Below are 20,900 nucleotides of genomic sequence, written 5' to 3'. Positions count from 1 at the left end.
GAAGGACGATGTATGAAGAAAGTAAAGTGGACTTTATTAGGCGGCGTCGCAACGTTCGTAGTAGCGATTGTAATCTATAAACTTATCGTGTTAGCTGGTGGCTATATGATGGATGAAAAGCAGCTCGTTTTCCACTCTTCATCACGTATCGTTGACCAGAAAGGGAAAGAAATTACGAAATTATACGTAGAAAATAGAGAGCTCGTACCAATCGAGCAAATTCCGAAGTATGTGCAGCAGGCGTTTGTTGCGGTGGAAGATTCTCGTTTTTATGAGCATCAAGGGATTGATTATCCGTCTATATTCCGTGCTCTTTATAAAGATACGTTAGCTAGAGAGAAGGTAGAGGGCGGTAGTACCATTACGCAGCAACTCGCTAAAAACGTCTTTTTAACTCGTGAAAAAACATTTACGCGCAAATTGAAGGAAGTCGCAATTTCTCTTCAATTAGAGCAAAAATATACGAAGCAACAAATTCTTGAAATGTATATGAATCATATTTATTTTGGTCATGGGGCTTACGGCATTCAAGCGGCAGCAAAGTTGTATTTTAATAAAAATGTTGAGGATTTAACAGTAGAGGAAGGGGCAATGCTTGCAGGCCTTCCGAAGTCACCAAACGGATATTCACCGTACTATTCTGCAGAGAAGAGTAAGGAACGCCGTGATCTAGTGTTGTCACTTATGCATAAACAAGGCTATTTGACTGCAGAAGAAAGCGTTCGTTATCAAGGGAAGACAATTGCTCTATATAAAAATTTAGATGAGAATGAGCTTGCATATATGCCGTATATTGATATGGTCATAGATGAAGCCGCTCGTTTATACGGATTGTCTCATCAAGAAGTACTTCGCGGAGGATATACGTTTGTCGTACCTATGGATGAAAAGATTCAAAAGGTAGCATATAACCAGTTTCAAGATGCAAGGAATTTCCCTGGGAAAGAAGAGGGGGCGCAAGGTGCTTTCTTATTAATGGATAATCGTACGGGAGGGATTAAAGCGGCGATTGGGGGAAGAAAGTACGTCCCGAGAGGATTTAATCGTGTTTTTGCCAAAAGGCAGCCTGGATCTGTTTTAAAACCACTTATCGTTTATGCACCAGCACTAGAAACGAAAAAGTATAATCCGTATTCTTTATTAACGAATGAAAGAAATTCTTTTGAAGGGTATGAACCTCGAAATTATAATCATGAGTATTCAAAAGAAATGACGATGTATGATGCGATTTTAGAGTCGGCAAACGTACCGGCAGTTTCTTTATTAAATGAGTTAGGGGTAGAAGAAGGAAAGCAATATTTAGAAAAAGGGAATGTTCATATTGCAGATGCCGGTTTAAGTACAGCGCTTGGCGGATTGAAAAATGGCGTTTCAACATTTGATCTTGTAAAAATGTACCGTTCATTTTTAGCAAATGGAAATATTATCGAGCCGCACGTTATTGATAAAGTATTAAACAGACACGGTGCAGTCATTGGGGAATCTCCAAAAGTAGAGACAAAAATCTTCTCGAAGCAGACAGCATGGTATATGACGAAAATGCTAGAAGGAGTTGTGAAGGAAGGGACAGCAAGAGTTGGTGTATATAACGGTGCGTTAGCTGGAAAAACGGGTACAACTTCATTGCCAAATGACGATAAGGGAGCAAGAGATATGTGGTTCGTTGGTTATACACCGAACTTAGTAGGCGCTGTTTGGATTGGTTATGACCGTACGGATAAGGAGCATCAGTTGCAAGGAGAAAGTGCATCTGCGACAAAATTGTTTAAGAAAATTTTAACGAAGGCTAATGTAGAACATAAAGAGAAGTTTATGAAGCCTGAAGGTGTGGAAACAATCGGCGCTCCGATTCGGCTGCGCAAAATTGAAGATGTAAAAATGAAATTATCATTTAGCCCTTTCGGTTTATTTAAAGCAAAATTAAGCTGGACGCCACTTCCAGATAACAGAATTATGTACCGAATCTATAGAGTGGAGAACGGAATTCATACGCATGTTAGCACTGTAAATGGTGCTGGGGAATATGAGGAAAAGTTCGTTAACATATTTTCAAAACCGAGCTTTTACGTTGTACCATATAATACACAAACGAATCGTGAAGGAGAAAAGTCAAAAGTAGCTAAACCATAGTTTTTCTCTGTGTTATAATAAGAATGTTGTGAAAATAGTAAGCGTTTTTAAGAATGTTTGTGTCAATTTAATGAACAACGTACATAATATTATGCATTTTGTTTTTACAAGCTGTATAGTAAAAAAAGATAAATATCGAACGTATTCGAAGCATTGGTAAGGAAGGGAGCAAGGGTCTTGGTAAGAACTATAAATGAGACATTTTTAAAAGCATGTAGGGGGGAACGTACCGATTATGTACCAGCATGGTATATGCGTCAAGCAGGTCGTTCACAGCCGGAATATAGAAAGATTAAAGAAAAGTATTCTTTATTTGAAATTACACACAATCCAGAGTTATGTGCTTACGTTACAAAATTGCCGGTTGATCAGTATAACGTAGACGCAGCAATTCTTTATAAAGATATTATGTCACCACTACCTGCAATTGGTGTGGATGTAGAAATTAAATCAGGTATTGGCCCAGTTATCGATAACCCAATCCGTTCTTTACAAGACGTAGAAAAACTAGGGGAAATCAATCCAGAAGATGACGTACCGTACATACTAGATACAATTCGTTTATTAACGACAGAAATGTTAGACGTACCGTTAATCGGTTTTTCAGGAGCTCCATTTACATTAGCGAGCTATATGATTGAAGGCGGTCCATCTCGTAACTACCATAATACGAAAGCGTTCATGTATGCAGAGCCGAAAGCTTGGTTCGCTTTAATGGATAAACTAGCAGATATGGTTATTACATATTTAAAAGCGCAAATTAACGCAGGAGCAAAAGCAGTTCAAATTTTCGATTCTTGGGTTGGAACAGTAAATGTAGCGGATTATCGCGTATTTATTAAACCAGCAATGGAGCGTATTTTTGCAGAAGTTCGTAAGATGGGTGTTCCAATGATTATGCACGGCGTAGGAGCTGCACACTTAGTGAATGAGTGGCACGACTTACCGCTTGATGTAGTCGGCTTAGATTGGCGCTTACCGATTGAAGAAGCACGTGCACGGGGCGTTCATAAGGCGGTACAAGGTAATATGGACCCTTCATTCTTACTTGCACCATGGTCTGTTATTGAAGAACATGTAAAAAGTATTTTAGATCAAGGGATGAAACAGCCGGGTTATATCTTTAACCTAGGTCACGGTGTATTCCCAGAAGTAAATCCAGATACATTAAAACGTTTAACTACATTTATTCATGAATACTCTAAAGGGCAGTTAGCGAAGTAAAGGAGCATTGCTGTATGAAAAAGAAAATTGGTTTGCTTGTAATGGCATACGGAACGCCATATAAAGAAGAAGATATTGAACGTTACTATACACATATTCGCAGAGGAAGAAAGCCAAGTCCTGAAATGCTGGAAGATTTAACAGAGCGTTACCGTGCAATTGGTGGTATTTCTCCTTTAGCTACTATTACATTAGAGCAAGCTAAGAAGTTAGAGAAGCGTTTAAATGAAGTACAAGATGAAGTAGAGTACCATATGTATCTTGGCTTAAAACATATTGAACCGTTTATTGAAGATGCGGTGAAAGATATGCATAACGACGGAATACAAGATGCAATCGCACTTGTTCTTGCACCTCACTATTCTACGTTTAGCGTGAAATCGTACGTTGGACGAGCACAAGAAGAAGCTGAGAAACTTGGAAACTTAACAATGCATGGCATTGATAGCTGGTATAAAGAGCCGAAATTCATCCAGTACTGGGTCGATGCAGTGAAAGGTATATATAACGGTATGTCAGATGCAGAGCGTGAAAAAGCAGTATTAATCGTATCTGCACATAGCTTACCAGAGAAAATTATTGCAATGGGCGATCCATATCCAGATCAATTAAATGAAACAGCGGACTATATCGCGCGCGGAGCTGAAGTAGCAAACTATGCAGTAGGCTGGCAAAGTGCAGGAAACACACCAGATCCTTGGATTGGTCCAGATGTACAAGATTTAACGAGAGAACTAAATGAAAAGCACGGTTATACTTCATTCGTATATGCACCAGTTGGATTTGTTGCGGAACATTTAGAAGTTTTATATGACAACGACTTTGAGTGTAAAGTTGTAACGGATGAAATTGGCGCGAAATATTATCGTCCAGAAATGCCAAATGCATCGGACGCATTTATTGATTGTTTAACAGATGTTGTATTAAAGAAAAAAGAATCTGTACTGTAAGAAGAAAGGGGGAGCCTGCTTGAGGAAAAAGGTTGTGATCATCGGCGGAGGCATCACTGGATTAACAGCAATGTATAACTTACAAAAAAATATTCATGAAAAAAACTTGCCGATTGATACATTACTTATAGAAGCATCGGGTAAACTTGGCGGAAAAATTCAAACCGTTCGAAAAGATGGATTTACAATTGAGCGCGGACCAGATTCTTTCTTAGCACGAAAAGAAAGTGCAGCTAGATTAGTGAAAGAATTAGGTCTTGGCGATGAACTTGTAAATAATCAAGCCGGTCAATCATTTATCCTTGTAAACAATCGGTTACATAAAATGCCGAATGGATCAATGATGGGAATTCCAACGCAAATTACGCCGTTTCTATTTTCCGGGCTGTTCTCCCCAATTGGTAAACTAAGAGCTGGCTTTGATCTATTAATGCCGAGGTCAAAGCCAGTATCTGACCAATCACTCGGACAATTTTTCAGACATCGTCTTGGAAACGAAGTGGTTGAAAACTTAATAGAGCCGTTACTATCGGGTATTTATGCAGGGGATATTGATGAAATGAGCTTAATGTCAACATTCCCGCAAATGTATCAAATTGAGCAGAAACATCGCAGTATTTCACTCGGTATGCGTACGCTCGCTCCGAAAGAAGAGAAAGCTGAACCGAAAAAGGGAATGTTCCAAACAGTGAAAACAGGTTTAGAATCTATCGTAAAATCTCTCGAAGCAAAGATGCATGAAGGTACGATAATAAAGGGAACTCGCATTGAAAAAGTTGCGAAACAGGGTGATGGTTATACGATTACTCTTAGTAACGGAAAAGAAATAGAAGCGGACGCCATCGTAGTGGCAACTTCGCATAAAGTATTGCCGTCCATGTTTGCTCAGTACAAGCAGTTTCGTTTCTTCCGTAATATTCCATCCACATCCGTTGCGAATGTGGCACTTGCTTTCCAAAAGTCTGCAATCCAGCGCGATATTAATGGTACAGGATTTGTCGTATCACGAAATAGCGATTACACCATTACAGCATGTACGTGGACGCATAAAAAATGGCCACATACAACGCCAGAAGGAAAAACACTCCTTCGCTGTTACGTTGGACGTGCTGGTGATGAAGCGGTTGTAGAACAAACTGAAGAAGAACTCGTTCAGCTCGTACTAGAAGATTTAAGGAAGACGATGGATATTACAGAGGATCCAGAGTTTACAATCGTAAGTCGCTGGAAAGAAGCGATGCCTCAATATACAGTAGGCCATAACGAGCGAATGAAAAAGCTCACAACATTTATGGAGAAAGAGTTGCCAGGTATATACTTGGCAGGTAGCTCCTATGCTGGTGCTGGACTTCCAGACTGTATGAATCAAGGTGAGGAAGCTGCAAAGCGTGTATTATCTCATTTGGAGAAAGTAATAGATGCTGAATTAATCGCACAATAAATTATAAGAAACGCCTTCAATCATATTGAAGGCGTTTCGTTTATTATATAAAATACTTATTCGCCAATAAACATATATAAGTTATTTGGCTTTATAACAGCATCTCCTGCATAAATAACCCACTCTGTTAAGTTATCAAAATCTAAATGATAACTATTTCCTTCACTCATATCTTCTATAAAATATGGTTCATTAATGAGTATTCCTTGAATGAAATCTTCCGTAATGTTTTGCATTTCAAACCACATATGTTCGCTTTTACCCTCTTCATAGGAAACACCAAACTTAGCGAGAAAACGAAACTCTTCATTGGATTTTTCAATTTGAAAAATGTTGCTGAAATACCCGAAAGTATTTTTCGCATTATAAGCCATACGATCGGTTTCACTATTTGTTTTATAGAACATGAGCCCTGTAGCTTCCTCGTGTTCTTTGAAAAAACTTTCAATATATTCTTCTGAAGTATTAAATTTGAATAAGAGAACGGATGGAGATTGATGGTATTCATCTCGGGCATCCATTCCGCCTAAGAATGTATTTTGTGCATCTATTGGCTGTAATTTCACTTCTTCATCCTCGATTGAAGATAATTGGTCCATACTCGTTTTATGCCCTATATAAGATAATCCTTTCTCCCACGGAACAGCTACTGTATGTATAGAACCTTGCTGACTATGCGCGATAACGATAGGCTCATTCATAGGGACTTGTCCATTCTCAACGGCATTATTAGCAAATGTTTGAAAGAGATCGCCAATGCCGTAGTAGGAAGAAATGCGATTTGGAATAATTAACTCTATTTCAGTTACGCCCGCTCTTAAAAGGCCGTGTGTATGAAACCAATATTGCGTAGGCTCGCCTTCTTTATCGTCTTCATAAACGGAATGAATAACGTATAAGTCAGGAATGTCAGGTAATAATTCATTTTCAACGTGATATTCAATATAGTTTCTAGATATCACTTTCATTGCTGCACTTGAATCGATTACAAATAACAAATCTGGGGCGAGGTTCCATAAAAATTGTATTTGCTGGAAAAAGCAGTCGAGTACATCGCCTACAAATAGCGTACGAGTGAAAATTTCAGTACCGAAAGCCGCATCTTCAAAATTACGATCTACAATTGTAGAATCTTGTCTATTGTACATTTTATATTCTTCTGGGTCATTCGCCTCATCAATATGCAGTTCATACGGTATGATTGTTTCATCCATATGTAACTCAACAATAAGGCTTGTCTCATCACTATAAACAATTTTTAACTCATCAACTTTAGTAGTGATATTTTCTAGCCGTTGTTTTAACTGCTCAATTGTAATTCTAGTTGGTATAACAGCAATCATATCTGAAAAATGACGTTCTAATGTTCCATTCATAGCTGCGCGGTATGTTTCTGTTTGCACTTCCATCCAATCACTCCTATTCAAATGAATCCGTTTTACATGCCAATCAAATGTCGATATTTTCTGTTTTCTCTCTCTAACATTATAGAGTGCATTTGTAGAAGGTGTAAAATTATTATTTTGTATTATAGTTTGAAAGCTTGTAAATTAAATAAATCTTTTGTAAAATTTGTCGAAAAATAGTTCTATATAACGAATCATTTGTTATGATAGAAATGCTGAGAAAATATGAAATAGGGAGAGGAAAATGGCTGTGAAGAAATTGTTAAGCGTCTTTTTATCATTCTTGCTATTGCTTTCATTTACTGGAACTTTAGCGCAAGCAGAAGAAACTGCTTCTATGTCAGTAGAAAAAGCAATTCAAGTATTTAAGCAGCAAGGGAAAACGAAGGGGATTGTGGAAGGATATATTGTCGGATATACGCAAAGTTCTTCTAAATATACGAAGGATCCAGCTAAGTTTGATGATACAAACGTAGCAATTGCAGATTCGCCAAACGAAACGAATCCAGACAAAATCATGCCCGTTCAGTTGCCAAAAGGTGATGTGAGAACGGCAGTGAATGTAAAAGATCACCCTGAAAATATCGGGAAGAAAGTTAGTTTGACTGGGACTCTTGAATTATATTTTAGTAACCCAGGTCTAAAATCAGTAACAGCTTATAAGTTTCAAGGTGAAGGACAAAACCGTGTTAGCGATGTAGTAGCTTCACCGAACAGCGGAGAAGTTGCTAAAGGAACAGCGGTAACATTAACGACGAATACAGAAGGTGCAACAATTTACTATACGTTAGATGGCTCTAATCCTACTAATAAAAGTGTTCGTTATAATGGACAGATTATAGTGAATGAAAATAGTGTAGTGAAAGCAATCGCAGAAAAAGAAGGACTTACTTCTTCAGCAATTTCGACATTTTCATTTATTATCGTAAATAATGAACCAGTTCGTATTCATGACATTCAAGGAAAATCACATATGTCTCCTTACAACGGGAAGAAAGTAAACAATGTGGAAGGCGTTGTCACAGCGCTTGATAAAAACGGCTTTTATATAGAAGATAATCAGCCAGATAATGATCCAGCTACTTCAGAAGGTATGTACGTATATAAAAAAGATGCGAATGTAGCAGTAGGAGATCTTATTCAAGTTGATGGAGTAGTAGAAGAATATGTTGGACCAGGATATGCAGAGCGATTTGAAACAGACTTAACGACGACAGAAATTAAGGCGAGTCGCGTTGCTGTAATCGCAAAAGATCAATCTTTGCCAGCACCGATTGTACTTGGGGAAAACGGTGTGAAAATCCCGGACCAGATTATTGATAATGATGCATTCGGTTTATTTGATCCAAATGAAGATGCAATCGACTTTTATGAAAGTATAGAAGGCATGCGTGTTACGATGCCAACACCAAAAATTATTGCACCTCAGAAAAATGGAAATTTATATGTAACAGTAAAAAATGGTGGAGATAAAATAGTAACACAATATGGCACACCTCTATTAGATGAAAACCAATTAAACCCAGAGCGTCTTTCTGTAAAAGTACCTCGCGATTATGTAGCAAAAGTAGGAGATATTTTTACTGGAGATATAACAGGGGTAGTAGGATATGATTACGGTTCTTTCCGTATTTCGCCAATAACAGAACTGCCAGCTGTAGTGGATGGTGGATTTAAGCAAGTAGGCGCAAATATTCAGCCACGTCTTGATAAGTTAACGGTTGCTACATATAACATTGAAAACTTCTCAGCGAATAAAAAAGAAACAACAGATGAAAAGGTAAAAGCGTTAGCGTATTCTATTAAATACAACTTAAAAATGCCAGATATTATCGGTGTAGAGGAAATGCAAGATAATAACGGATCAATTAATGACGGTACAACAGATGCGTCATTAAGCGCAAAACGTATCATTGATGCAGTGCTAGAAATTCGTGGACCGAAGTATGAGTATGTAGAAATCGCTCCAAACAATAATCAAGACGGAGGAGCACCAGGAGCGAATATTCGCGTCGGCTTCTTCTATAATCCATCACGCGTGAAATTAGCGACGGTACCAAAGTTACTTGATAAAAATGTTGTTCGTATTGGAGACGAAAATCCATTATTTGAAAGTACACGTAAACCGTTAGCGGCAGAATTTACGTTCCAAGGACAAAACATTGTTGTCGTTGCAAATCACTTAAACTCAAAACTAGGAGATGCAACGCCATTTGGAAAAGTGCAGCCGCTCGTATTAAAAAGTGAAGACAAACGAATTCAGTTAGCACAAGAGGTAAATCATTTCGTGCAAGGAATTCAGAAAAAGAATACGAATGCACCAGTTGTCGTGTTAGGTGATATGAACGATTTCGAATTCTCTAAACCACTAAAAACACTAGAGGGAACAATCTTAAAAGATATGTTAAACACAGTGCCAAAAGAGAATCGTTACACGTACATTCACGAAGGAAATGCACAAGTGTTAGATCATATTTTAGTAACAAATAATATCGCACCACACACAATTGTAGATCCAGTGCACTTAAACTCAAATATAATGAAAGAGCACGGACGTGTAAGCGACCATGACCCAGTACTTGCTCAAATTGATTTGAAGAAAGCTTCTTAAAGAAAGGAACGCTTAGGTGACTAAGCGTTCTTTTTTTGCATCGTTATAGAATAGTATAAAGAGATGATTCCTTTTTTTGTAATCCAATGATAAAATTGATTGAATATTTAGTTTTTTAATAAGGAGGACAACAATGCAGTTACAAATAAATGGAAAGGTAATGAATCAGTTTGCAATTTTTTTTAGTACGATCGTCATGCTTCAGTTTGTAGCTGATATAACAGGACTTACAAGCAATCTAGATATTACGTATAACTTAATACATACAGCAACTTCTTATATAACATTTAGTTTGGCGGTTATTTTCACTTTAATAGGTGCAAGAAGAGAATTAAGTAAATATGCAATTGTTTCATTATGTTTAGTAGTAGTGATTAAAGCGATTTATTTTGTAGCGGTTGTTATTTTATGGGGATTGGCTGGTACACCGTAAGTGAATAGTAAATAAAACCCTAATTTCCAATATAGTAAGGAAATTAGGGTTTTATTATACTTGAAACGCCTTTCTACACCGCTCTCTTTTTTGCAACCTTCTTCTATATTTTTTTCTATCACGTTTTACTCCTTGTATATACATGATTAAGCTAACGAGGAGGAAGAAGGCACATTGTATTGTCAAAATATATGGTGACATGCCATGCAGCGGCTGCCTTGGATCATATAAATGAATAGGTGCTCCGCCTATTGTAGGGAGTACCGTATTTAGCAGGACGTAAGGAATAGAGGTAGTTGCAAATGGAAATAGAAGCGCCATATAGTCCTTTTGGGACCATGCAGATGCAGCAAGTCCTAAAAGAGCCATCAAACCTGCAAATAAAAAATTAATTCCGATATATACAGCAATGTAAGTGATGGGAGAAGTTTCATATAAGTTTGCGAACATCCCGTTATCATTTATAATGCCTGAACCAGCCGTTGGTACTCCGTCTGGAATGGTTAATTTGCAAAATAATAACGATAAGATGAATGGAAATGTATAAAGAAGTCCGCCGCAAAAAAATGTAACGATATATTTCGTTACTGAATAAGAAAATAAAGAAATTTCTTTACTGACAAACGGTTTAAAACCATCGGACTTATCCGAGTTATAACTTGTACTAAAGGGAAGACTTGCAATAACTGGCATTAATAATAAATAAACATCCATTTCATTTCCACGAAATCCAATCCATTTAATATCCGTCGATATAGGTCCATTCGCAGCGTCTCCTAAATAACGAATTACATAATAATAATGATAAATACAAATAAGAACAAATCCACTAAACATAATAATTAAAGAAACACGATTACAAAAAGCTTGCTTTATATTTAAACGAAGCGCACGCATCATGACTGAAAAAGCCTCCACTATTTTGATAAACTTGTCTATTTTCTATATTACTATTAATTGTAAAGATTTTCTTGTTTTTTTATTTGATTATTTGAAAAAGAGGAATTTTGTTGTTGTGAGGTAAGGTTTAGCTGAAAGGAATTTTTCTAAAATATGGTTGACAATTAAGTATTACATTTGTAATCTTAATTGTAGATTACAAATGTAATACTTAGGAGTGAAACATACGATGACAAATCAATTACCTAAAATATCTGAAGCGGAATTAGAAATTATGAAAGTACTTTGGTCGAGTTCTCCACAAACAGCGAATGAAATTATAGAAGAACTGGAAGATGCAATGGACTGGAAACCGAAAACAATCCGCACATTAATTAATCGATTAGTACAAAAGGAAGCCGTTTCTTACCATCAAGATAAAGGGCGAATGTATGCTTATTATCCGTTAGTATCACAACATAATTATTTGCAAGTGGAAACGAAATCTTTACTAAAACGTTTTTGCGGTGCAGCGTTTAAGCCATTACTTGTTAATTTCTTAAAAGAGGAGAAATTATCTTCAGAAGATATTAATGAATTAAAACGCATTTTAGATGAGAAGACAGAGGAGAATAAGAGGAAGGATCGATAAAAATGATAAACACACTTATAAATGTATACCTTCCTCATTTTTTTGATTGGCTTATAGAAACGTCACTTATGGCTAGCATATTAGTCGGATTTATTTTATGTATAAAAGTTCTATTTAGAAATAAATTAACCCCCCGGTGGCAATATATGCTGTGGATCGTATTAATGATAAGACTCCTTTTACCGTGGTCGCCAGATAGCTCTTATAGCATTTACTCATTACTTTTTTATAGTTCTAGCGTATCGGAAGTTATTCCAAAAAATATGCCGGCTACTGAGAATATAGTGAACATAGAAAGCGAACGAAAAGTGGAATTGAAATCAAATTCTAAAATGGTAACAAAAACTAGCGAACCGGAAGTAAAAGTCAGTTCGGAAAAACAGACTACATTTTCTTTATACAAACTTGCTTTGTATGTTTGGATAGCTGGGTTAATCATATTAGCGGTCATCACGTTTCTTACAAATAGCCGTTTATATTCTTACATAAAGAAACAACCGGATATTACGGATGAACAGGCCATTACAGTGTTTAATCGCTGTAAGCAATCTATGAAAATGAAGAAGGCGGTTTCATTACGTCTAGCGGGAAAGATTGCGAGCCCAACTGTGTTTAGTTTCTTTCGTCCGAAAGTATTACTATCAAAAAAACATATGAAAGTATTAAATGAGCAACAATTACAATATGTCTTTTACCATGAGTTAGCTCATATTAAGAGAAACGATGTAGCTGTAAATTGGATTATGTACAGTTTAATCCTATTAAATTGGTTCAATCCGATTCTTTGGTACGCCTATTTTTGTATGCGAGAAGATCAAGAATTAGCCTGTGATGCATATGCACTTACTTTTATAGATAAAGAGGAACAAATTGCATACGGACATACAATTATTACCCTTCTACAACACTATTCCTATCAAGTACCAAGCCTAGCAAATTTAAGTAGAAATAAACGAACACTAAAAAGGAGAATCGTTATGATTAAAAAATTCCAAAAGAAATCGTATCGTCTTTCTTTACTTGGAGTTATTGCTATAGTTGCTATTGCATCCCTTTCTTTATTCAATGCACGTGCAACGGAAGGAAAAGAAAAGCAAGAGGATAAAGTAGAGCAGTCAAAGGATGCTTTCCAAAATGCTGTAGATACATTATTTGGTACAGAGGAAAAGGCGAGAAAAGAGTGGGGAATGTCAAACTGGCAATATGAAAACCGAACAGCCTTTTTATATCATGCTGAAAAAGCTTTGACAAAGGAAGAGTTTGAGAATTATGTGCAGTTATATAAAGAGGTATTACAGATCGAGAAAAAAGGATTAGTTAGATTAAACTTACCCGAAAATTTCCAAGGGGATATAAAAGAGGTGAAAGAAGAGCGCTTAAGTACAGAAAATCGTGAAAAATTAAAAGAAATTCGTAATAAAACAACTCCTTATGAGGATAAGGTAGGGAAGTATTTAACATATACAGTTGAAGAAGTGCAGCAACATGTTGATTTCAAAATCAAGAGGCCAACTTATACAATTAAAGGATATACCCAAAAAGACGAAAGAGTGAATTATTATCTTAAGATAAAGCCGGAATTCACTATTGAATTAGAATATGCGAACGGAAAAGGAAATTATACAATTTCTCAATCGCAAGTTTTTGGGGAAAGCAAAGACCCATTTAGCCACCAGTTTATAGTGCCTGAAAATATAGAAAAGTACGAACTAGAAGGGAATCAAATATTCTACGCTACTCATCACTCGGATAGTAATTTACAAGGTATGAAGATGATTGTTCCAGCAAAAGGGAAAGATAGTGCATATCAAATTGTCATTATTAATCATAGTTTAGAGAAGCAAGGAGAAGCAGTATTTGATAAGAATGTAAATAAAGAAGAGTTAGAGAAGGTTATGCTTTCTATGGTGAAATAATAAAAAGGTGTTCTTAAGATGTATATCTCAAGAACACCTTTTCCTTTTCTCTTTTCTTCTGATAAACTATGGACAGTATGATATACACTGACTGGAATTTTTTTATACTGGAAATAATAAAAAGAGAACTTGTATAGAATGTAAGCGTGTGGTAATATCAAAGATGTACTGATTGACTATATTATCCAATTGGTCATTTTTGGAGGTGACAATGTGGCGATAGATCGAAAACGTTCTATTATTGAAGCTGCAACAAAGTCTTTTTCAGCGTTCGGTTATAAAGCAACAACGATGGATCAAGTAGCGAAGTTAGCGAATGTAGGAAAAGGAACGATTTATACTTTTTTCAAAAATAAAGAAGAGCTATTTGGTGAAATTATTTCTAATTTAATTACAGAAATGAAGCAAGTTGCAGAAAGTGCAATTCGTTCAGATGTTTCATTTTTTGAAAATGTACATAGAGCATTATATAGCATCTTGGAATTTAGAAAAGAACATCAGCTCATGATTAAATTAATTCAAGAAGAGCGCGATATGGGAACGAAAGAAGTACAAGAAGTTATGCAACAAGTTGATGTGGAAATCGTTTCTGTTATTCAATCGTATTTAAAGATTGCGATTGAAAAAGGTGAAATTAGCAAATGTGATCCAGAAATTACAGCATTTATTATGCTGCGTCTATATGTATCGCTTATTTTTGATTGGGAAAAAAATCACGAACCGCTAGAAAAAGAAAAAATTGCAGAGTTATTTGAACTTTATTTATTAAAAGGATTGTCAAACTAAGATAATCCTTTTAATTTTATAAAAAAATGACCAAATGAACAATGCGGTCATATATTTAAGTTAAGGGGGGATATAGAAAAATTATAATCATAATAAGAAAAAGTTGCATAGTAATAAATTCAGGGATAAGGCATATGTATGAACAAGTATAGCCTTTTTGTTTGGGTAAAAATGACTATATGAACATTTTGGTCATTTTATAAAAAGGGGGAGAAATTATGAAAGGGAATCAGTTACTTCGGAAAGAGTTCACGGAAATTATAAAAAGTAAAAAAATATTAATTCCAATTATTGCGGTCTTATTCGTACCGATTTTATATGCAGGGATGTTTTTGTGGGCCTTTTGGGATCCGTATAAACAGTTAGATGACTTACCAGTTGCAGTAGTCAATTTAGATAAAGGCGCAGTATTTGATGGGAAACCAATTGAGGTCGGAAAAGGGCTCGTTGATAATTTAAAAGATAATAAAAGTTTTAAATGGGAGTTCGTAAGTGAAAAAGAAGCGAAGAAAGGAATGGAAGGTAGAAAGTATTACATGTTAGTGCGCATTCCAGATGACTTCTCAAGTAACGCTACAACGTTACTAAAAGACAATCCAAAGCCATTAAACTTAGAGTACATTCCAAACGAAAGTTTAAACTTCTTATCTTCACAAATTGGAGGAACAGCCATTGAAAAGATTAAAACTGAAGTATCAAGTACGTTAACGAAAACATATGCAGAGAAAATGTTCGATTCTATTAAAGACGTCTCAAAAGGATTAGCAGATGGATCAGAAGGGGCAAGTAAACTACACGACGGATCAAGTGAATTGCATGATGGTTCAAGTAAAGTGACGGATGGCCTTCATACACTTCAAGGGAAGTCTGGGGAGATGAAGGATGGAGTTCAGAAATTAGCGGATGGATCTAATAAATTAGTAGATGGGTCAGGCAAAGTAACAAACGGTTTAAATGTGCTAAATAGTAAAACAGGTGAAATGCAGGTAGGTATAGGGAAATTAGTAGATGGGTCAGGCAAAGTAACAAATGGTTTAAATACACTAAATAGCAAAACAGGTGAAATGCAGATAGGTATAGGGAAATTAGTAGATGGGTCAGGCAAAGTAACAGATGGTTTACATGCATTAAATAGCAATGCAGGTATTGGGAAACTAGTAGATGGATCAGGTAAAGTAACAGATGGTTTACATGCATTAAATAGCAATGCAGGTATAGGGAAATTAGTAGACGGATCGGGCAAAGTAACAGACGGTTTAAATACGTTAAATAGTAAAACGGGTGAGTTGCGTGATGGATCTGAGAAAGTGACCGGTGGCTTGAACAAATTAGTAAGTAAATCCGGTGAATTAAAAACAGGAACAACGGACCTATCAAATGGTATGGGAAAACTCGTTGAAGGGCAAAGCCAATTAGAGGAAGGTTCTCAAGCGATCCAAAAGGGATTGCAAGAGTTAAATAGTAACGTACAAAAGTCTGCTGCAGGCTTAGAGGAAATGCAGTCGAAAGTTCCTTCTATATTGAATACAGTAAATGAAAAAATAGATGGAGCTGGGGCGAATGTAAATCAGTTAAATGAACTTACACAATCAACAGCAGGAGATGCAAAAAATGCAGCACAAGAGGTAGCGAATTTACAAAAGCAAATTGAAAGTTTACCAAAAGAATATCAAGAGCAGTTACAACCGTTCATAACAAGTGCTGTAAAAAGTACAGCGACAGTTCAGCAAAAGGCTGCCGGAGTAGCAGGTGGAACAAATAAACTAAATGAAGAAGTAAAACAATTAAAGGGCGAAATACATCAAACAACAAATGGGTTGCAAAAAAACTTACCAAATCCAGCAGGGATAAAAACTCTAGCAGGTGGTATTGAGAAACTAACGAGCGCACAAAATGAATTTGTTAGTAAGTTTCATGGATTTGGTGAGGGATTAGATAATGCAAAAATAGGTGCCGATAAATTAAAAGATGGATCAGTTCAATTAATTGATGGAGTAACGCAATTACAAAGTGGCTCTGGAAAAGTGACAGCAGGATTAGGTCAATTATCTGCAGGAGTAAATCAATTAGCAGATGGGTCTGGTCAAGTAACAGGCGGTTTAGGAACATTATCTGTAGGAGTATCCAAATTAGCAGATGGGTCTGGTCAAGTAACAGGCGGTTTAGGGACATTATCTGTAGGTGTAACGAAATTAGCAGATGGCTCAAGCCAAGTAACAGGTGGTTTAGGAACATTATCTGCAGGAGCAAACCAAATGGCAGGTGGCGTAAATCAATTAGCAGATGGTTCAAGCCAAGTAACAGATGGTTTAGGAACATTATCTGTAGGAGCAAACCAAATGGCAGGTGGCGTAAATCAATTAGCAGATGGATCTAATCAAGTAACAACTGGCTTAGGTACTCTAAATGGTGGCCTAAATAAAATGTCAACCGGCTCAACCCAGCTAATCGACGGAGTAAATAAACTAGCAGACGGATCAGGAAAAGTAACTGATGGACTAGTGAAAGTAAACGATGGTTCAGGTGAACTTGCAGAGAAACTTGGCGAAGGAGCAGAAAAAACTGGTGAAGTAAAAGGGACGGATAAAACGTATGATATGTTTGCAAGTCCTGTAAAAGTGAAGACGGAGAAAATGGCGGAAGTTCCAAACTACGGAACTGGATTTACGCCGTACTTCTTATCACTCGGTTTATTCGTTGGGGCATTACTATTATCAATCGTATATCCATTACGTGATACAGTCGGCGTTCCGAAATCAGGGTTTAGTTGGTTTATTAGTAAGTTCGGCGTACTACTATCAGTTGGTATTATTCAAGCGATAGTAGCAGATGTTATATTACTGTTCGGATTGGGTGTAGAAGTACAAAGCATTCCATACTTCATACTCTTTAGTATCATTACAAGTTTAGCATTTATCGCATTAATTCAATGTTTAGTAACAGCATTCGGTGATGCAGGCCGTTTTATCGCCATCATCACATTAATTATGCAGCTTACAACAAGTGCTGGAACATTCCCGTTAGAGTTGATTCCGAAGTTTTTACAACCATTCAATGCTTGGTTACCGATGACATATTCTGTATCAGGACTGAAAGCAGTCGTATCAAGCGGAGACTTTGACTTCATGTGGCAAAACGTAGGGGTGCTCATGATTTTCATTGTTGTATTATCACTTGGAACAATTGCATCCTTAACTTGGATGCACAAACGACAATTTAGAAATATTGCGGAAAATCAATCGATTGAAGCTTAGAAAAAAGCACCTTTTTGGTGCTTTTTTATTTTAATAGAGGGCATCTTTTCCTTAGTTCATCTATAAATCTTTCTAAAAGCTATAGAAACGAAAGAAAAGGAATTACAACAATTTACAGAGAAACATAGGGTAGAGGAGTTGATATGATGAAAGGCAATCTTACTTATTATTTTATCGTAAATCCGCTAATAATCTTTCTTGTTTATGCCCTTTCACCTATATTGTTTGATAAAGAAGTATATACAAGTATGAAAGATGCATTTGGAATACTTACGTTCTATTATGTGTTAATGGGTGGATATTACTTTATTGATATTTTAAGTGAAAAGATAAAGAAAAAAAGTGATGGAGGATAACAAAATGACTGAAAGTGAAATGAAATTCCGGGATACGACCATTCGTAACTTTTTCGATAAAGAGGATCGTTTAAAATCGATTCCAGGTCAAAAGAAGAAAAAACTAGTATTGTTAGAGCATTTAATTAGCAAGTTAAATGCTGAAAATCAATATACAGAAAAAGAAATTAATACATTTATAAAACAATATCATGATGATTTTTGTACAATTAGACGTGAATTTATTGTACAGGGGTTTATGAATAGAGAGGATAATATGTACTGTATAAACGGGAGAGAAGTTTGGACGAAGTGGGAGGAGTTAAAATAATGAATCAGCGAGGGGATCCCCGCTGATTATAAGCCTGTGCTAGTCTTGCTGTTTCTTTGTAGTAAGTCTATGAACGCTTCAACATTCGAACTTGTAATGTATCCAAGCGTTATATGTTCATCTTCATAGTAAAATATTATTTTTTTGTCAAAGATTCTTCTCTTCGTTTCTATGGATAGAATTTTTTCATAATCAAATTCGGCAATGAATGTGTTTTTATATTGGCTAAAAAAGAGAAGTCTTTGATTAGTAGCAAGTAACATGCCAGGATACGGGACTTTATGCGTAATCATATAGCCAGTAAGTGAACATTTTAAAGTAGATAAAATTTTTTCTTCTTTATGTAATAGTTGTTTTGCAGCTGTTAAGATTGGATTCATTGTATACATTCCTTTTATTTTGATATATGAATATTGTATCAAGAGTAAAAGATTCTCAATATGTAATATTGCATATTGGCCGTTTTATAGTTGTAATATTATTTTTAAAAGAAAAAGTACGAGGTGATTCAATGATACGGTTAGTAAAAGAGACTGATGCAGAAGCAATTATGAATATTAGAAAAGAAATTATATTATCGGAAACTACTACAAAATTTTTCATAGTATCCCCAAAGAAGTTACCGAATGATATGAATGCAGAAAGAGAAAAGATACGGAAAAGTAATGAGAAAGGTAATCTTTATATCGTGTATGAAGTAGATGGGAAGGTAGTTGGCTTTTTAATTTTCAACCGATATGAACTAGAACGGTTACAACACGCAGGCACAATGGGAATGGGGATTAAAGAGGCGTATTGTAATCAAGGCATCGGCACGAAATTAATTGAATTTCTTATTAGTTGGGCGAAAGGGCAGAAAGGTTTAGAGAAAATTTGTTTAGGTGTAGTTTCTGTTAATGATCGGGCAATTAAAGTGTACAAACGTATGGGCTTTGTAGAAGAAGGCAGACAACGAAAGCAAATAAAGTATGAAGATGGATCATATGGAGATGACGTATTGATGGGGTTTTATATTGAATAAAGGATATATGGTATTAAGAAAAGGAATGTACATAACGTAAATTTCTAAAAGCAGTATATTGCCCATGCATTAACAGACTTTTACCTATGTATAATATTAATATAGTAAAATCATAACAACCGATATTGCAGTTTCCAATAATATACTATATAATCAATTTAAGAAAACGTTTTCATGCAAAGGGGGAGAATTTCGTGTCGACTATAGAGGACGTGGCGAAATTAGCGGGGTTATCAAGGACAACGGTTTCTAGGGTGATTAATAATCATCCATATGTTTCAGATGAGAAGAAAAAAAGGGTTCAATTAGCAATGAAGCATTTAGGCTTCGTTCCTAATTCTGCGGCGAGAAGGCTTCGTAAACAAAAAACAGAAACAATTGCGGTGCTCGTTCCAAGGATTACAAATCCTTTCTTCAGTAGATTTATCGAAGCAATCGAGATTGCTGCTTCTGAACATAAATATAAACTGATTATTTGTCAAACAAGATATTTACCGGAAAAAGAGATGGAGTATTTACAATTATTATCTACGAAGCAAGTAGATGGGATTATTCTATGTTCACTAGAAAATCCGTGGGAAGATGTAGAGCCATACTTACAGCACGGTCCAATCGTGTTGTGTAATGAATATATTGAGGAAGCAAATATTCCAACAGTGAAGTTTGATCATGCGCAAGGAGCATACATAGCTGCGAAGCATGTGTTAGATCAAGGATATCGTAATCTTATTTTTTGCCGTGGTAACGAAACCAAAGTCGTTAGCCAGCAGCGAAAAATGGGCTTTTTACGTGCAATAACTGAGAAGAGCCGCCAAGTAGAAGCGATTGACTTTCTTGAAAACGCTTTCTCTTGGGAGGATGGAAAACGAATATTCCATGAAGTATTAAAGGACAAAAAAAATCCTACCGCGATTTTGGCAGGAGGCGATGAGGTAGCAGCTGGAATTATCTCAGAGGCGAAACGCCATAACTGGAGCATTCCAGATGATCTCGCTGTTATCGGTTTTGATAATCAAATATTATCGCAGATTACAGAACCAGGTATTACGACTATTGAACAGCCAATTGATGAAATGGCCCGAAAAGTTGTCGACCTGATGATGGATAAAATCCATACGAAAAATTATCGGAAAAAAGAATTGTATGAGTTTGAACTGGAGCTCTTGGTGAAAGGTTCAACGATGAAGGATAAGATGTTATTAGCCTAGTAGACTATGTCTGCTAGGTTTTTTTATGTTCACAAACTACTATTCTTCGTGAACGCAATCGTCACATTTGTTATGGTATGCTTCGTGTTGCTCATCAATTTCTTTCCCACAGTGCGCACAAGTTTTCGTCGGTAAATTTCTGAAAAACTCCATTGGTTGATCGATCATGTCAATCCCTCCATTTCCATTTCTTACTATCATTGTATTAGTACAAAAAATAAAAGTCAACAACTGTTTTATAACAAAATTGAAAATTAATGAAAAAGTTTAGGAAATGGATTATAGTTAACAATGTAGGATGTAAGTAAAAAACTTTCTCAAGT

At 36.1% G+C, this 20,900-nt stretch carries 18 protein-coding genes; 14 read left to right on the top strand and 4 right to left on the bottom strand.

Annotated features, from left to right (window positions below; translation table 11 throughout):
* Window positions 1–12 precede the first annotated feature (12 nt).
* The 4 genes from IQ781_RS10210 (at window position 13) to hemY (ending at window position 5,745) form a co-directional block, all read left to right on the top strand.
* On the top strand, window positions 13–2,130 hold the full coding sequence (locus IQ781_RS10210; RefSeq protein WP_000756288.1) for a transglycosylase domain-containing protein: 2,118 nt from the start codon (window positions 13–15) through the stop codon (window positions 2,128–2,130).
* Between the two features lie 177 nt (window positions 2,131–2,307).
* Window positions 2,308–3,354, top strand: a complete 1,047-nt coding sequence (gene hemE, locus IQ781_RS10205; RefSeq protein WP_013141801.1) for a uroporphyrinogen decarboxylase — start codon at window positions 2,308–2,310, stop codon at window positions 3,352–3,354.
* A gap of 14 nt (window positions 3,355–3,368) precedes the next feature.
* Window positions 3,369–4,304 (top strand): ferrochelatase, encoded by a 936-nt coding sequence (hemH, locus tag IQ781_RS10200; protein WP_050292979.1) that lies wholly within the window; start codon window positions 3,369–3,371, stop codon window positions 4,302–4,304.
* Window positions 4,305–4,323: 19 nt separating this feature from the next.
* A complete protein-coding gene (hemY, locus tag IQ781_RS10195; RefSeq protein ID WP_001228071.1) occupies window positions 4,324–5,745 on the top strand; it encodes a protoporphyrinogen oxidase in 1,422 nt (473 codons plus the stop codon).
* A gap of 56 nt (window positions 5,746–5,801) precedes the next feature.
* On the opposite strand, the gene IQ781_RS10190 is transcribed toward hemY, so the two are convergent.
* Window positions 5,802–7,154 (bottom strand): DUF4026 domain-containing protein, encoded by a 1,353-nt coding sequence (locus tag IQ781_RS10190; RefSeq protein ID WP_139846962.1) that lies wholly within the window; start codon window positions 7,152–7,154, stop codon window positions 5,802–5,804.
* 241 nt (window positions 7,155–7,395) lie between these two features.
* Here IQ781_RS10190 and IQ781_RS10185 point away from each other — a divergent pair, with 241 nt between their 5' ends.
* Complete coding sequence (locus IQ781_RS10185) at window positions 7,396–9,762, top strand: DUF6359 domain-containing protein (RefSeq protein ID WP_139846963.1); 2,367 nt, start codon at window positions 7,396–7,398, stop codon at window positions 9,760–9,762.
* A 133-nt stretch (window positions 9,763–9,895) separates the two neighbouring features.
* On the top strand, window positions 9,896–10,195 hold the full coding sequence (locus tag IQ781_RS10180) for a hypothetical protein (protein WP_001176852.1): 300 nt from the start codon (window positions 9,896–9,898) through the stop codon (window positions 10,193–10,195).
* A gap of 54 nt (window positions 10,196–10,249) precedes the next feature.
* Here the strand turns inward: IQ781_RS10180 and IQ781_RS10175 are convergent, their stop codons facing one another.
* Window positions 10,250–11,095 (bottom strand): membrane protein, encoded by an 846-nt coding sequence (locus IQ781_RS10175; RefSeq protein WP_000984146.1) that lies wholly within the window; start codon window positions 11,093–11,095, stop codon window positions 10,250–10,252.
* Between the two features lie 229 nt (window positions 11,096–11,324).
* Between IQ781_RS10175 and IQ781_RS10170 the strand changes: the two genes are divergently transcribed.
* The 6 genes from IQ781_RS10170 to IQ781_RS10145 all read left to right on the top strand — a co-directional run bounded on the left by IQ781_RS10170 (window position 11,325) and on the right by IQ781_RS10145 (window position 18,348).
* Window positions 11,325–11,726 carry a BlaI/MecI/CopY family transcriptional regulator gene (locus IQ781_RS10170; protein WP_000184510.1) on the top strand — a complete coding sequence of 134 codons (402 nt, stop codon included), beginning with the start codon at window positions 11,325–11,327 and terminating at the stop codon, window positions 11,724–11,726.
* Between the two features lie 2 nt (window positions 11,727–11,728).
* On the top strand, window positions 11,729–13,642 hold the full coding sequence (locus tag IQ781_RS10165; RefSeq protein ID WP_002183372.1) for a M56 family metallopeptidase: 1,914 nt from the start codon (window positions 11,729–11,731) through the stop codon (window positions 13,640–13,642).
* Window positions 13,643–13,855: 213 nt separating this feature from the next.
* Complete coding sequence (locus IQ781_RS10160; protein ID WP_000963381.1) at window positions 13,856–14,428, top strand: TetR/AcrR family transcriptional regulator; 573 nt, start codon at window positions 13,856–13,858, stop codon at window positions 14,426–14,428.
* 218 nt (window positions 14,429–14,646) lie between these two features.
* Complete coding sequence (locus IQ781_RS10155; protein WP_000678080.1) at window positions 14,647–17,682, top strand: YhgE/Pip domain-containing protein; 3,036 nt, start codon at window positions 14,647–14,649, stop codon at window positions 17,680–17,682.
* A gap of 143 nt (window positions 17,683–17,825) precedes the next feature.
* On the top strand, window positions 17,826–18,038 hold the full coding sequence (locus IQ781_RS10150) for a hypothetical protein (protein WP_001986098.1): 213 nt from the start codon (window positions 17,826–17,828) through the stop codon (window positions 18,036–18,038).
* A 4-nt stretch (window positions 18,039–18,042) separates the two neighbouring features.
* The gene (locus tag IQ781_RS10145; RefSeq protein WP_000140291.1) at window positions 18,043–18,348 is read left to right on the top strand and encodes a DUF2087 domain-containing protein; all 306 of its coding nucleotides are present in this window, start codon (window positions 18,043–18,045) and stop codon (window positions 18,346–18,348) included.
* Between the two features lie 26 nt (window positions 18,349–18,374).
* Here the strand turns inward: IQ781_RS10145 and IQ781_RS10140 are convergent, their stop codons facing one another.
* On the bottom strand, window positions 18,375–18,728 hold the full coding sequence (locus IQ781_RS10140; RefSeq protein WP_001068218.1) for a PH domain-containing protein: 354 nt from the start codon (window positions 18,726–18,728) through the stop codon (window positions 18,375–18,377).
* A gap of 131 nt (window positions 18,729–18,859) precedes the next feature.
* On the opposite strand from IQ781_RS10140, the gene IQ781_RS10135 reads away from it, so the two are divergent.
* Window positions 18,860–19,369: a GNAT family N-acetyltransferase gene (locus IQ781_RS10135; RefSeq protein WP_000620467.1), complete on the top strand. Its 510-nt coding sequence runs from the start codon at window positions 18,860–18,862 to the stop codon at window positions 19,367–19,369.
* A 194-nt stretch (window positions 19,370–19,563) separates the two neighbouring features.
* On the top strand, window positions 19,564–20,577 hold the full coding sequence (locus tag IQ781_RS10130; RefSeq protein ID WP_000103715.1) for a LacI family DNA-binding transcriptional regulator: 1,014 nt from the start codon (window positions 19,564–19,566) through the stop codon (window positions 20,575–20,577).
* A gap of 39 nt (window positions 20,578–20,616) precedes the next feature.
* On the opposite strand, the gene yhfH is transcribed toward IQ781_RS10130, so the two are convergent.
* Entirely contained in the window at window positions 20,617–20,745 is a 129-nt protein-coding gene (yhfH, locus tag IQ781_RS10125) for a protein YhfH (RefSeq protein ID WP_000567010.1), read from the bottom strand.
* Between the last annotated feature and the right edge of the window lie 155 nt (window positions 20,746–20,900).

The sequence above is a fragment of the Bacillus sp. N447-1 genome (assembly GCF_022701035.1).
Taxonomy (GTDB): Bacteria; Bacillota; Bacilli; order Bacillales; family Bacillaceae_G; genus Bacillus_A; species Bacillus_A cereus.
This window is presented reverse-complemented; position numbering and strand designations above follow the sequence as displayed.

Bases quoted from the DNA above. Each gene is read 5' to 3' on its own strand.
- IQ781_RS10145 (WP_000140291.1), top strand. From the start codon at position 18,043: ATGACTGAAAGTGAAATGAAATTCCGGGATACGACCATTCGTAACTTT.
- IQ781_RS10175 (WP_000984146.1), bottom strand. From the start codon at position 11,095: ATGATGCGTGCGCTTCGTTTAAATATAAAGCAAGCTTTTTGTAATCGT.
- IQ781_RS10135 (WP_000620467.1), top strand. From the start codon at position 18,860: ATGATACGGTTAGTAAAAGAGACTGATGCAGAAGCAATTATGAATATT.
- IQ781_RS10190 (WP_139846962.1), bottom strand. From the start codon at position 7,154: ATGGAAGTGCAAACAGAAACATACCGCGCAGCTATGAATGGAACATTA.
- IQ781_RS10140 (WP_001068218.1), bottom strand. From the start codon at position 18,728: ATGAATCCAATCTTAACAGCTGCAAAACAACTATTACATAAAGAAGAA.
- IQ781_RS10150 (WP_001986098.1), top strand. From the start codon at position 17,826: ATGATGAAAGGCAATCTTACTTATTATTTTATCGTAAATCCGCTAATA.
- IQ781_RS10210 (WP_000756288.1), top strand. From the start codon at position 13: ATGAAGAAAGTAAAGTGGACTTTATTAGGCGGCGTCGCAACGTTCGTA.
- IQ781_RS10155 (WP_000678080.1), top strand. From the start codon at position 14,647: ATGAAAGGGAATCAGTTACTTCGGAAAGAGTTCACGGAAATTATAAAA.
- hemH (WP_050292979.1), top strand. From the start codon at position 3,369: ATGAAAAAGAAAATTGGTTTGCTTGTAATGGCATACGGAACGCCATAT.
- yhfH (WP_000567010.1), bottom strand. From the start codon at position 20,745: ATGATCGATCAACCAATGGAGTTTTTCAGAAATTTACCGACGAAAACT.
- IQ781_RS10180 (WP_001176852.1), top strand. From the start codon at position 9,896: ATGCAGTTACAAATAAATGGAAAGGTAATGAATCAGTTTGCAATTTTT.
- IQ781_RS10170 (WP_000184510.1), top strand. From the start codon at position 11,325: ATGACAAATCAATTACCTAAAATATCTGAAGCGGAATTAGAAATTATG.
- IQ781_RS10165 (WP_002183372.1), top strand. From the start codon at position 11,729: ATGATAAACACACTTATAAATGTATACCTTCCTCATTTTTTTGATTGG.
- IQ781_RS10185 (WP_139846963.1), top strand. From the start codon at position 7,396: ATGGCTGTGAAGAAATTGTTAAGCGTCTTTTTATCATTCTTGCTATTG.